Consider the following 13,488-nt stretch of genomic DNA (forward strand, 5'->3'; position numbering starts at 1 on the left):
GCATTCCCTCAAGAGGTCTGCAACGCCATTGTCGCGTGGACCTCATGACATATTGGTCATCCGTTACGGTTATCAAGACGGCTCGGTCCGTATCTGTTCATCCGGTGTGACACGCTGTTGCGGAGCGCGCGCCCATCGCCATGAGCTGCGTCCCTGACGTGCCAGTTCCCGATGCATGACGACGATTGGTACGTCTGACAAGAGTTTAATGTCATCGGATTGGCTTAAAGATGCCGCAATCTCTTCAACAAGTGTTACAGACCGGTGCTGCCCGCCGGAGCATCCTATGGCAACGGTCGCATGTTTTTTTCCCTCGCTGACGAAGCGAGGCAGCACAAGCTCCAGCAACTCCATGATACGCGTGAAGAAAATCCGGTAATCGGGATCCTCTGCCACATAGTCGCGCACGGCCTGGTCGAGACCGGTCAGGGTCTTGAGTGCGGGGTCGTAATGCGGATTGCGCAAAAAGCGCGCGTCGAACACCAGATCGGCCTCACGCGGCAATCCCGCAGGGTAAGCGAAGGAAAGCAGCGTGACCGTCATCGAGTCGCCGTCATTCTGATGACCGAAGCGCGACCCGATCAGCCGGCGGAGATCGGGCGGCGGCAGGTCTGACGTGTCGATCACCAGATCGGCGGCATCGCGCAGGGGGGCGAGGAGGGCAATTTCCTGTTCGATGCTCGCCACAAGTCCGGGGGCTGATCCGCTGCTGTTATCGAGCGGATGCCGGCGTCTCGTCGCCGTAAAACGCCTGAGCAGGATATCGGTCTCGGCAGTCGCATAGAGCAGTTCGACATGCAGATCGGACTGTGTACGCAGCTGTGCCAGTGCCAGAAGCACGGCTCTGGCCTCGAATCCTCTCGTGCGGACATCGATCCCGATGGCAATCGGGTGCTCGGTCCGGGCGGCAAGCGCATCGAGCAGGGTGAGAGGCGGGTTATCCGTCACTTCGTAACCGATATCCTCGAGTATGCGCAGGATCGAGGATTTCCCGGCCCCTGACAGCCCCGTGACCAGAAGAATACGTCGCGCCGTACTCACAAACCGTTTCTCCTGCCCCGCGATGGAAAGTCGGAGGAAAGCTTATCCTCGTTCCGGGTTTCTGGGGAGGGGAGAGAATGCGCCGTGCCGCCATTGAGGCCGCATACCAGGGTCAAATCGCCGCGAAAACAGCGCAATGCCGTGCGTATGACCGACACGGAATCGGCATGAAACCCGTCCAGAACGAGCTGCCACAGGCCCGTCGCCTCGTCGATACTGCGTTCGGGCAATCTCGGCGGGACGCAGCCCGGCACAAGCTGCACGTGAAGGCCGAGTACGGTTTTGTGCAGATAAGGCATGCGCACGATGCCCAGCCCGCGTATCCCGATCAGCCCGGCGAGAGCGGGGGCGGGGCTGGCAGAGCGCCCTTCCAGGCAGATCCGGTCATCTCCGACAAGAGAGAAGCCGGAATCGATCAGACGCAGCAGAAGCGAGGATTTGCCACTGCCGGAAGGACCGCTCAGCAGAACGCCCGTCCCCTCCAGCGCAGCGCAGGAGGCGTGGACCGATCCCGGGGGTGCAAGGGAGCCGTCTCCGGCAAAAGGCGATGTGCAGTCCGATATTTGTGCGTTATGACTCAGCGCATGCACGATCATTCCCCCTCATCTCTCCGGCCTGTCCTGCAGGACAGTGTGACCTATTACGGTGTGACAGGGTTGGGCCCGGATGGCACCCCGCCCGAAAGCCTGATCGAGGAGTGCCAGAATGCCCTTGCCAAAATCCGGGAAACTCTTGCAACCCATGGTCTCGTGCCTGAGGATATCACCCATCTGGCCTATATGATTCCCGATAGTACGGTGTTCAGTACCTGTCAGCGTATTATCGCGGAGGCTCTGGGCCCCGCACGACCTGCCATGACCCTGCGCCTCAAGCCATCTTTTGACGTGCCTGGGCAGAGGCTGGAATTCAATTTCATCGCCTCTGCCTGATTTATTGCTCCCGTCTCAAGCCGGGTACGAATATCGGCAGCAGCCCGGACCGGTCATGCGGCTGGATTCTGCCTGACGGGCCATCAAGGGACCTGCCCCCCAGTCGCCCCCCCCCCGGTCGCACCCGCCGGGAGATGGCCGGGCAGCCGATTGTGACGGAAGGAGAACGCATCTTCCGTATCGCTGGGGTGGAGGGTTACCCATAGCCCTGGAACCGGGGTTCGATCGTCCCCGGTTCGGTGTCAACGCCCGTTCAGTTTCTGGGCGAATACAGTGTCGTCAGGCGATCGGGCGTGTTGTCGAGGCGTTCCAGATGCGGATAGCGCAGCCCGTCATGATACGGGATGGAGACCGTGCGGAAATGCGTGCCCGATTTGACCAGAAGCGTAATGGGCGCCTTGTCGGTCTTTGCTGTCTTGATGGCGTCGATCAGCCCTTCGGGTGAGAAGGTATCGCCATTGACGGCGACGATCTCGTCATGAATGGCCAGACCTGCCTTATAGGCCGGGCTGTCCCAGGCCACCGTGCCGAGCGTGCCGTTCTTGGCGTTGATGATCACGCCAAGCGAGAAGCGCAGGCCCACGCGATGACGGTTCTTGAGCAGCTGCGCCTCGAAGGCATTTTCCTGATCGGTATAGACCAGCTTGTACCCGCCCGCTTCGAGACCGCCCAGCGGTGCGCGCTTCTGCACTGTGCTGATACGCTCATGAAGGAACTTGGCCCAGTCATAAGGCACGACCTTGTTCAGCGTCAGAACCACATCGTCGAGCGTGTAGGGGCTGACGACGATGCTACCATTATTGGTGCCGAAGAAGGCCTTGGCAAAATCGTCGATCGACTTCGTGTCATGCGATAGTTTGCGGATCATCATGTCGGCATCGAGCCAGACCAGCTGACCTTCGACATAATAATCTTCCGAACGCTGGTAATCGCGCCAGGACTGCGGCGCACGCTGGGCAATGATCGGATCGTTGGTCGTATCGGCCACGGGGCGCCAGCTGCGACCTGCCTGCGAGTCGTAGGTGGCGGCCATCAGAGCAAGGCTGTCGAAGCCCTGATCCTTGGTCACCAGTCCTGAACGGGCGGCGAGGACATTGCCCCAGAACTCCGTCTGTCCCTCATACACCCAGAGCAGCGATCCGCGCTGGGGCGAGTTGAAGGTCGGGCCGTACAGATCGGCCGGACGGCGATACTTGCCGTTCCAAGAATGGGTGTATTCATGCGCCAGCAGATCGCGCTGGGGGAAGGAGTGCTTCCAGTCGGTAAAGTAGTCTTCGCTCACGCTGTCTTCGCTGGACTGATGATGCTCCAGCCCGATGCCGCCCAGCTCGTCCGTCAGCGCCATGAGGAAGTCATAATGGGCATAATGCTGCGAGGCGAAGACCAGAGTGGCCTGTTTGACGAGATTGCGATGGATCTGGATTTCCGCGTCGTCATAGGCCAGATCGCCCGGCTTGTCGGCAACCATGTTGAGCGTGACCGGCACGCCGCCCGGTGCATTGAGCGCGACCTTGCGGAAATAGGACCCGGCGAAGAGCGGTGAATCGACAAGCGTATTATAGGACACAACACCGTAATTCAGCGTGTCGCCCGTGTTGTTGCCGTTGGTGCGCAGTGCTGTGGCGGCCTGCCAGCCATGAGGCAGTGTCACGCTGGCCTGAACGGGAATATCGCGCGAGTAGTAGCCTGCCGGATAGAGCGAGACCTCGTTCCACTGCACATTGACGATATGGGGCGTCATGACCACGCGCCCTTCATTATCGGTCACAGGCGACAGCAGCTTGAAATCGAGATCGAGCTGGGTCTGATCCTTGGTGACAGGCACATGGAAGGCGAACACATCCACCGGGTCGCGCAGCCATGGAATGGTCTTGCCGCCTGCACTGACCACCAGTCCGCCCAGCTGTGTAATCGTGCCTTCAGGCGCATGGCCGCCCGGAATCCATTTGGGGTAAAGCAGCACGATCTCACCCGCCTCGCGTGCAGCCTGGGGCACGGGCACGGTTTCATGCATGGTCATGACATGATGATCGAGATCGGTGGCATTGACGCTCAGCTTGAGCGTGCCAGGGAAGGCGACGTCCTTGGGCTGGGGAAGCGGCGAAGGCAGGGGGGCTGCCTCGGGCTGGGGCTGGGCAGCCAAGGCTGGGGCGAGAGGTGCACCGAGAACGAGGGCAGCAACAAACGTGCCCGCGCGGAAAAGGCGGATGGTCAAGCGTGATACTCCACGGAATGCAGATCGATCCTGTCTGTTCATCACCAAAGTGCAAACGAACGCGGCTGACAACCCATATTCAGGGCGATATTCCGGATACGATACGAATTAAGGGCTTGCACCCTGTCCTGACCTGCTGCTTCCGATATCGCCCCGGGTGCCTCAGCTCACCGAGGCGATATCGCCACCCAGAACAGCCTCGTTCGTCGTGATCACCGTTTCGCTCAGCAGCCATTCAGGTCTGACGGTATCGAGATCGTAAACCGGCACGACCATTCCTTCACGGGCCGTGATTGTCAGCGCCGCTTGTTCGGCACTCTCCGCGCCGCGCTGGATCAGCATGGCATCGCATTCCGGCAAGGCGCCCGGATCGACGCGCGTGATCACATTGGCCAGTTGTCGCGATACCTGCCTCAGCCATTCCACAGCAGGATCGGGAGCCAGAACGAGCACTGTATTCCCTGCACCCAAAGCCAGCCCCACGGCATGAATAAGGGCAGGCCAGCTTTCGCAGGCGCACAGAATCACCCCTTTTGGGCGGATCGTATAGCGGTTGCTTTCTCCAGACGGGCCGGGCAGATCGAGGGTCAGGCCGCAGAGCCGATGCGCTATGGCCGCACGGACGCGTCTGGCCGAGGGGGGGTCGCGCGGCTCGAGAAATGCCAGAAAGGCCCGTGCTGCAGGAGGAACGGGCGCCGTTTCGCTGGCTTCGAACGGGCAGGCCGCTCCATACATCAGGCGTGGCAGAAGCAGAGGGCCGCCGAGCTTCGGGCCGGAACCCGACAGCCCACGGCCGCCAAAAGGCTGCGTTCCGATGGCGGCGCCGATGATCGCGCGGTTGACATAGATGTTCCCCGCACGGCTGCGTGCGCAGGCGCGTGCAATGGTATCGTGAATGCGGCTCTGCACGCCGAAGGTCAGGGCGTAGCCGGTTGCATTGAGGGCATCGATCACACCGTCGAGCTCGTGTCTGGCGTAGCGCCTGATATGCAGAACGGGCCCGAAAACCTCCTGTCCGATATCGGCCACGCGACCGATCTCGATCAGCGTCGGTGGAACGAAATGACCCTTGAGGGTCTCGGCCTGCAAACCGGGCTGCCAGACGCGATAGCCCGCCCGACGCATACGCTCGATATGCTCTTCGACGCGGACGCGGGCACCGGCAGAAATAAGAGGACCGATATCGGTGCCGATACGGTCTGGGGCACCGACATGACGTTCGTTCAGGGCAGCGCGCAGGCGTTCGATCAGGTCTTCGGCCCCGTCCTCCTGCAACAGCAGCACGCGCAGCGAGGCGCTACGCTGGCCCGCACTGTCGAAGGCCGAGGCGAGAATGTCAGGAATGACCTGCTCGGGCGGGACGCTGCTATCGACGATCATCGCATTCTGCCCGCTGGTATCGGACAGGAGCGGAACCGGTTGTCCCGTTCGCCCCGTACGACCGAGCAGCTCGCGGCTGATGGTCTTGGCAACGGCGGTCGAGCCGGTGAATATCACGCCATCGATGCGGGGATCGGCCACCAGAGAGGCGCCGACATTGCCTTCGCCCGGCAGGAGCTGAAGCGCACGTGAGGGCAACCCGGCCGAGAGGAACAGCGAGACGAGACGCGCCGCCACCAGTGGCGTTTCCTCCGCCGGTTTTGCAATCACGGCATTTCCCGCCGCAAGGGCCACCGCGACCTGCCCCGTAAAGCTGCTGACCGGGAAATTCCACGGGCTGATGCACAGCACGATGCCCAGCGGGGCACCGTGCCCGCCAGTTTCATCGAACAGGCGAAGCTGCGCGGCGTAATAGCGCAGGGCGTTGATCGCTTCGCAGATTTCGTCTGTGGCACCCGACAGGGTTTTGCCCGCCTCGCGTATCAGCAGGTCGAGCAGGGTCGACCGGTCGGCGTCCAGAGCTTCGGCTATGGCGTCGAGACAGGCGGCACGCGTTTGCGGGTCGGTACGACGCCACTCCTGCTCGCCCTCGGCCGTATTCAGTGCCGCATCGATGTCGCGCGGGCGCGCATAGGTAACGCTGCCGGGATGGTCGTCGTGCAGGGCGGGATTGACGATCGTGCGCGCGCGCCCCTCCGGGCGCGGCATGGCGGGGCCGAGGGGCATGGCCCTGAACGGCGCCGGGAGAGGAAGCAGGTCTTCGGCCAGCCTCTGCATGAAAAGCCTGTCATGCAGATCGGGTCTGATTGCAGTCTGTCGCCCGGGCAGGGAAAGATCGGGCGGCAGGGGAATGGTGCGGCTTGGAGACCCGCGAGGCACAGGGGTGCGCGCCAGGGCGACCGGATCGGATACGAGCGTATCGAGCGTAACGGTACGGTCGTAGATCTGGTTGACGAAAGAGGTGGAAACACCGTTCTCGATCAGCCTGTCGATCAGAAGAGGCCCCAGGCGGGATTCGGGGCCTACCGGCACAAGCAGGCGGCAGGCCGCGCCGGGAAGGGGAACCGGAACACCCCCTACCATTCCCGAAAGCGGAGCATGGTTTTTTGTGCGTGATTTTGCCGCTGCACCCGATGGGCGCGCCTGTAATACGGCTTCGTAAGGCGTTTCACCCGTACCGAACAGACAGCCGAATTCGTAGCGACCGGGAGACCAGGGCGGCGCAATGGCAAGGATCGTGGCGATGCTGCGCGCATTATGGGTAGCGAATTGCGGGTAAAGCCATGCCTCGGATGCAAGTGCCTGACGGGCACAGGCGATGAAACTGACATCGGTATGATATTTGCGCGTGAATACGGTGTACTCGGCGCAGGACTCAGCCTGACTCTGCCTTATCTCATGCGTGTGATATCGCCCTTTGACAAGGCGCAGGGCAATGCGCCGACCGGTCTCCCGCGCAATGGCGATCAGGTGATCGATCAGGGGCAGGGCGCGTTTGTCATAGGCCTGAACGGTAAACCCCAGCCCGTTCCAGCCCGCGAGCTCGGGTGCGCGACAGAGTGCATCGAAGAGATCGAGCCCGAGATCGAGCTTCTCTCCCTGTTCGGCATCGATATGGACAATGAGATTGGCCGCGCGCGCGCGCAGGGCGAACGCCGTCAGAAACGGTAGCAGCTCGCTCATCACGCGCTCGCGCTGGGTCTCTTCGAAACGTGGGTGCAACGACGAGAGCTTCAGCGACAGGGAAGGACGATCGTGAAGACTCTGACCGCGCCCGTGGCGCGCGAGCGTTTCGACCATCGCCAGCGCGTCCTGCCTGGCCCACTCGGCCTCTTCCGCTGTCTGGGCCGTGCCGTGCAGCGCGCTATAGGCCAGGCTGAAACCGGCCTGTTCTGCCGTGCGGCTGCGTTTGAGCGCCTGGGTCAGCGTTTCTGCGGGTACGAACTGTGTGCCCATCATCTGCATGGCCCGTTCGACACCATGACGTATGAACGGTGCGCTACCGCGCATGGCGAGACGGCGCAGCCCGCCGGGCACGGCATGAAAGCGCGATGAGGTGGACATGGCCCAGCTGGCCGCATTGAGAAACAGCGGCGGCTCATGACCTCCATGATGCTGCCAGCCCCCCTGGCCGATCTGGTCGCGTATCAGGGTATCGCGTGTCGCGGCATCGGGAATGCGTAGCAGACAGCCAGCGAGGCAGAGCAGTGCCCTGCCTTCTGCCGAATGCAGGGGAAAAGCCTGCAACATGGTGTCGATGCCATCCGTGCCCGCGTGGTTGCGCCAGTAGGTAACAAGGCTGCGTGCGTGACTGTCGATCTGTTCGGGCAGCGGGTCGGCAAGGGTTGCAAGAGTCAGCAACCCGGCAAAGGCTTCCGCCTCCGGGCGTCGCGCAGCATGGGAGATGGCCTCTCTCGAGGGCTCGGACGCCGGAAGCCCGGAGAGAAGGCGGGAGAAAACTGTCATGCTGCTTCAGTCACGCAAAGACCCAAAACACCAGACTAGGCGAGGGCACGGATCAGGAAAACCCTTGAGACGGGACTTGAGCGTTACTTGTGAGTCATACGCCGGGGACACCCGACATACGGCAATCGAGCAGACTGCCATCCGACGGGTTTTCCCACTTGTCGGGGGCGATTTCAGGCGGGGTGGCGACGCGTGAAAAAGCGTACGGAGCGTTCCTCAATGGAAAATTCGCGCAATGCTGCGGCAAATTTCTCGAAATGCGGTGTTTTGAGATGAGCTTCGAAAGCGGCACGGCCTGCATAGACCTCGTGCAGCACAACGACGTCTTTCACATCCTGCTCGGTCAGCACATCGAAGGCCAGGCAGCCTTCTTCATCGGCCAGGGAGCGGTCGCTGTCGTAGCGACAGATATCGAGAAATTTCTCGAAATTTTCAGCCGGTGCAGCGAATTCCGCGATCACTGTAAAGTTTTCAGACATGGAATGAATCCTCCCGGTTTCCTTAATTGACTTTTCTGCCGCATTTCTGCGAAGAGTAAACACCGATTCACGGGAGAGACCGGATAATTTTCCCGGCGCCGAAGGAGCAACCGCCCCGGAAACTCTCAGGCAAAAGGACCGCGATCGGCTGGAACTTCTGGAGAGAGGCATCCCTGTGGGATGTCCGCCGACGGGATAGCGATCTCAGGCAAAGGCGACAGAAGGGGCGACGAATTTTTCGTTTTCTGCCTTGGGGGATTCCACCCGTTGTCCGACGCTCTCTCGCTTACGCCGCTTGACGCCCTGCATATCGAACTCGGCGCCCGTATGGTGCCGTTTGCCGGCTATTCCATGCCGCTGCAATATCCTGCCGGATTGATGGCGGAGCATCTGCACACCCGCAAAAGCGCCGGATTGTTCGACGTCTCCCATATGGGGCAGCTGCGCATTACCCCCAGACAGGGCACGTTGCAGGATGCCGCGCTGGCTCTGGAAAGCCTGATCCCCGTCGATCTGGCAGGTCTGGGACCAAACCGTCAGCGTTACGGGTTCCTCACCAACGAGAACGGGGGCATCCGCGACGACCTGATGGTTGCCAATATGGGCGACTGGCTGTTCGTGGTCGTCAATGCCTCCTGCAAGGTTGCCGATACCGCGCTGATGAAACAGGCGCTCGGCGATCGTGTCATCATCGAGAAGCTCGACGATCGTGCGCTTCTGGCACTTCAGGGGCCGGAAGCGGTCAATGTGCTGCAGGATCTGTGCCCCGATGCTGCCGAGATGCGCTTCATGGATGCGATCGAGACCCATATCGACGGCATCCCCTGCACGCTGACGCGCTCGGGCTATACGGGCGAAGATGGCTACGAGATCGGCATTCCCGCCGAGCATGCCGAGCAGATCGCCCGTGCAATACTGGCCGATGAGCGCGTTCTGCCGATCGGGCTCGGCGCGCGCGACAGCCTGCGTCTCGAGTCCGGTCTGTGCCTGTATGGCAACGATCTTGACGAAACCACCACACCCGTCGAAGCCGCGCTCGGCTGGGCCATGCAGAAGGCCCGCCGTGAGGGTGGCGCCCGTGCAGGGGGCTATCCGGGTGCCGACATCATCATGAAGCAGGCTCGTGAAGGCGTCTCCCGCCTGCGCGTCGGTCTTGCTGCCGAAGGACGCGCGCCCGTACGTGCCGGGACCGAGCTGTTTGCTGATGAAGCTGGCACGCAGAAAGTCGGTGTCGTCACCTCGGGGGCCTTTGGCCCGAGCGTCAATGCGCCGGTTGCCATGGGTTATGTCGACACCGCCCATGCAACGCTCGGCACCACGCTTTACGGTGCCCTGCGCGGCAGGTTCGTACCGGTGCAGGTGCGCACCCTGCCTTTCGTCCCGCCCGGCTTCAAACGCTGAAAACCGTCAACTGAGAGAACGCGATCGATGAGCACCACCTATTATACTCCCTCCCATGAATGGATCCGTCTCGAAGGCGATATCGCCACGGTCGGCATCACGGCCCATGCTTCCGACGAACTCGGTGAGCTGGTGTTTGTGGAAGCCAAGGACGAAGGCACCGAAGTTCCGCAGGGCGAGCCCGCTGCTGTCGTGGAATCCGTCAAGGCAGCTTCGGATATCTACGCGCCGGTGAGCGGCGTGCTGGCCGGGTTCAATACCCGTCTTTCCGACGAGCCGACCCTTGTCGGATCCGATCCGGAAGGCGAAGGCTGGATCTTCAAGCTGCGTGTCAGCGATTCTGCCCAGCTCGAATCCCTGCTCGATGCAGACGCTTACAAGGCTTCTCTCTGACCAGCCGATACAATGCACCAGCAACAGTCCAGTCGATCTGGCTGCCGGGCCGGTGCATGAGACTTCGCCAGCGCCGGTTCGCCGGTCTGGCTCATGATTGTTCTGTCAGATACGGCCTGCCGTTCTGATGTTCCGAGCTGAGCGCAGGCTGGCGTAGCGACGCTGACCTGCCTCTTTTGCGTTCCTGACGAGGATCTGCCGCGACGTGACCCGTAACGCTCCTGCCAATACGCCTCTCTGGCCTGCCCATGAGGCCGATCAGTTCGTTTCCCGCCATAACGGCCCCCGCCCCGGCGAGGTCGTTTCCATGCTCAAGACACTCGGCGTGCCGAGCATCGACGCGCTGATCGAACAGACCGTGCCGGGCGCCATTCTCGACCGCAAACCATCGGGTGTGGGCGAAGCGCTGACAGAGAGCGAGGCGCTGGCCCGTCTCAGGCAGATCGCAAGCCGCAATGTGGTCATGCAGTCCATGATCGGTCAGGGCTATCATGGCACGATCCTGCCCCCCGTCATTCAGCGCAATATCCTCGAAAACCCCGCGTGGTACACGGCCTATACGCCGTATCAGCCTGAAATCAGCCAGGGACGTCTTGAGGCGCTGCTGAACTTCCAGACGCTGGTCTGCGATCTGACCGGGCTCGACATTGCCAATGCCTCGCTTCTCGATGAAGCCACGGCCTGTGCCGAGGCGATGGCGCTGGCCCAGCGCAATGCCAAGACAAAGAGCACGGTCTTTTTCGTCGATTCCGACACGCATCCCCAGACGCTGTCTGTGTTGCGCACGCGCGCCGAGCCGCTCGGCTGGACCATTCAGGTTGGCAACCCCGAGACCGACCTCGATGCGTCTGCCGTTTTCGGCGCCCTGCTGTCCTACCCGGGCAGCTCGGGTGAGGTGCGCGATTTCCGTGGCGTGATTGCTGCCCTGCATGAAAAGGGTGCGGTTGCTGCCATGACCTGCGACCCGCTGGCGCTTGTCATGCTTGAGGCGCCGGGCAAGCTCGGTGCCGATATTGCCATCGGCTCGATGCAGCGTTTCGGCGTGCCGATGGGCTTCGGTGGTCCCCATGCCGGATTCATGGCCGTGCGCGATGCCTATAAGCGCACCATGCCGGGACGTCTGGTCGGCGTGTCGCGCGACTGTCGCGGCGCCCCTGCCTATCGTCTGGCCCTGCAGACGCGCGAGCAGCATATCCGCCGCGAAAAAGCGACGTCCAATATCTGCACGGCGCAGGTGCTCCTGGCGGTTATCTCCTCGATGTACGCGGTCTATCATGGTCCCGAGGGCCTGCGTGCCATCGCGCATCGCGTGAACCGTCTCGCCTCCATCCTGGCTGAGGGTCTGCGCGATCTGGCAGTGAAGGTCGAGACCGGCGTTTTCTTCGACACCATCACGGTCGAGGCCGGTGAGTCTGCTGCCCTGGTTCTGGAACGTGCCCGCAAGGTCGGTATCAATCTGCGCGATGCCGGTCAGGGTCGTATCGGTATCGCCTGCGACGAGACCACCGAAGCATCTCATATCAAGGCACTGTGGCGCTGCTTCTGCCCCGATGAAGCACGTCTTGCTGCCCTTGAGGCCAAGCTCGACGGTGCCAGCACCCTGCCTGAAGTGCTTTTGCGCACCGGTGCCTTCCTGAATGCTGCCGTGTTCCATGCCCATCGCTCCGAAACCGACCTGCTGCGCTATATGCGCCGCCTGTCGGATATGGATCTGGCTCTGGACCGCACCATGATCCCGCTCGGCTCATGCACCATGAAGCTGAATGCAACCGCCGAGATGATCCCAATCACCTGGCCGGAATTCGGTGCGCTGCATCCTTTCGCGCCTGCCGATCAGACCGAGGGATATCAGGAGCTGTTCGGTATTCTCGAACATGCCCTGTGCGCCGTCAGCGGCTATGACGCCGTCTCGTTGCAGCCGAATTCCGGGGCGCAGGGTGAATATGCCGGTCTGCTGGCGATTCGTGCCTATCATCAGGCTAATGGCCAGAGCGAGCGCGATGTCTGCCTGATTCCGGCTTCGGCTCACGGCACCAACCCTGCGTCTGCCCAGATGGTCGGTATGCGCGTGGTCGTGACCGCCTGCGATAGCGCAGGCAATGTCGATCTGGATGATCTGCGCAAGAAGATTGCCCAGCATGAAGGGCGTATCGCCGCGCTCATGCTCACCTATCCCTCGACGCATGGCGTGTATGAGGAAGCGGTGATGGCGATCTGCGATCTGGTTCACGAAGCGGGCGGACAGGTTTATCTGGACGGTGCCAACATGAACGCGCAGGTCGGTCTGGCGCGACCGGGCCTCTACGGCGCCGACGTGTCTCATTTCAACCTGCACAAGACCTTCTGCATTCCGCATGGCGGCGGCGGTCCGGGCATGGGGCCGATTGGCGTCAAAGCCCATCTCGCACCGCATCTGCCCGGTCGTCCGGAACGTGGCGATGCGCGTGCTGTATCCGCCGCCCCGTTTGGTTCCGCCTCGATCCTGCCGATTTCGGTCGCCTATGTGCTGATGATGGGCGATGACGGCCTGCGTCAGGCGACGGAAATGGCAATCCTGAACGCCAATTACATCGCTGCCCGTCTCGAGCCGCATTATCCGGTGCTCTATCGTGGCAGCAATGGACGGACCGCGCATGAGTGCATCATCGATCTGCGTCCCCTCAAGGATGCGGTCGGTGTCACGGTGGACGATATCGCCAAGCGCCTGATCGATCACGGGTTTCATGCGCCGACGGTCAGCTTTCCGGTGGCAGGCACGTTCATGATCGAGCCGACGGAATCCGAGGGCAAGGCAGAGCTGGATCGCTTTTGCGATGCCATGATTGCTATACGCGAAGAGATCCGCGCGATCGAATCCGGCAGCATCGCCATGGAAGCCAGCCCGTTGCGCCACGCGCCCCATAGCACTGCCGATCTGGTGGGCGAGTGGGACCGCGCCTATGACCGGATGCAGGGATGCTTCCCCGGCGGCCTGGATCGTGTGAAATATTTCGCGCCGGTCAACCGTATCGACAATGCCTGGGGCGACCGCAATCTGGTCTGTTCCTGCCCGGATATCTCAACTTACGCTGAAGCAGCGGAGTAAAGTCGGGCGACCCCCGTTCCCGGTTCGGGGCGGGGGTTTTTCTTTTCCGGAAGAAGATGCCCAAGACGCCTCCGCATTTCGCTTATGGGCACCGGGTAG

9 protein-coding genes and 1 riboswitch are annotated in these 13,488 nt (G+C 61.9%); of the genes, 4 read left to right on the top strand and 5 right to left on the bottom strand.

Going from position 1 to position 13,488, the window contains the following annotated elements; all coding sequences use genetic code 11:
- Nucleotides 1-72 precede the first annotated feature (72 nt).
- Both rapZ and NF685_RS02355 read right to left on the bottom strand, forming a co-directional pair.
- Nucleotides 73-1,041 carry an RNase adapter RapZ gene (rapZ, locus tag NF685_RS02350; protein ID WP_222546681.1) on the bottom strand — a complete coding sequence of 323 codons (969 nt, stop codon included), beginning with the start codon at nt 1,039-1,041 and terminating at the stop codon, nt 73-75.
- The gene (locus NF685_RS02355; protein WP_252848429.1) at nt 1,038-1,637 is read right to left on the bottom strand and encodes an HPr kinase/phosphorylase; all 600 of its coding nucleotides are present in this window, start codon (nt 1,635-1,637) and stop codon (nt 1,038-1,040) included. Before NF685_RS02355 ends, rapZ begins: the two co-directional genes overlap by 4 nt.
- Here NF685_RS02355 and NF685_RS02360 point away from each other — a divergent pair.
- On the top strand, nt 1,626-1,970 hold the full coding sequence (locus NF685_RS02360) for a RidA family protein (protein WP_222546683.1): 345 nt from the start codon (nt 1,626-1,628) through the stop codon (nt 1,968-1,970). The genes NF685_RS02355 and NF685_RS02360 overlap by 12 nt on opposite strands.
- 253 nt (nt 1,971-2,223) lie before the next feature.
- On the opposite strand, the gene NF685_RS02365 is transcribed toward NF685_RS02360, so the two are convergent.
- The 3 genes from NF685_RS02365 to NF685_RS02375 form a co-directional block, all read right to left on the bottom strand.
- Nucleotides 2,224-4,185 (bottom strand): M61 family metallopeptidase, encoded by a 1,962-nt coding sequence (locus NF685_RS02365; RefSeq protein WP_289847331.1) that lies wholly within the window; start codon nt 4,183-4,185, stop codon nt 2,224-2,226.
- Nucleotides 4,186-4,347: 162 nt separating this feature from the next.
- On the bottom strand, nt 4,348-8,031 hold the full coding sequence (locus tag NF685_RS02370) for an L-glutamate gamma-semialdehyde dehydrogenase (protein WP_252848430.1): 3,684 nt from the start codon (nt 8,029-8,031) through the stop codon (nt 4,348-4,350).
- A gap of 173 nt (nt 8,032-8,204) precedes the next feature.
- The gene (locus NF685_RS02375; RefSeq protein ID WP_252848431.1) at nt 8,205-8,510 is read right to left on the bottom strand and encodes a putative quinol monooxygenase; all 306 of its coding nucleotides are present in this window, start codon (nt 8,508-8,510) and stop codon (nt 8,205-8,207) included.
- A 60-nt stretch (nt 8,511-8,570) separates the two neighbouring features.
- Nucleotides 8,571-8,661: riboswitch (glycine riboswitch) on the top strand.
- Between the two features lie 116 nt (nt 8,662-8,777).
- Here NF685_RS02375 and gcvT point away from each other — a divergent pair.
- From gcvT to gcvP, 3 genes are all read left to right on the top strand, one after another.
- A complete protein-coding gene (gcvT, locus tag NF685_RS02380) occupies nt 8,778-9,911 on the top strand; it encodes a glycine cleavage system aminomethyltransferase GcvT (protein ID WP_252848432.1) in 1,134 nt (377 codons plus the stop codon).
- A 27-nt stretch (nt 9,912-9,938) separates the two neighbouring features.
- Entirely contained in the window at nt 9,939-10,304 is a 366-nt protein-coding gene (gene gcvH, locus NF685_RS02385; RefSeq protein ID WP_222546688.1) for a glycine cleavage system protein GcvH, read from the top strand.
- Between the two features lie 205 nt (nt 10,305-10,509).
- The gene (gene gcvP / locus NF685_RS02390; RefSeq protein ID WP_252848433.1) at nt 10,510-13,389 is read left to right on the top strand and encodes an aminomethyl-transferring glycine dehydrogenase; all 2,880 of its coding nucleotides are present in this window, start codon (nt 10,510-10,512) and stop codon (nt 13,387-13,389) included.
- Nucleotides 13,390-13,488 lie beyond the last annotated feature (99 nt).

It is taken from the genome of Asaia lannensis NBRC 102526, from assembly GCF_024054035.1.
In the GTDB taxonomy this organism is placed as follows: Bacteria; Pseudomonadota; Alphaproteobacteria; order Acetobacterales; family Acetobacteraceae; genus Asaia; species Asaia lannensis.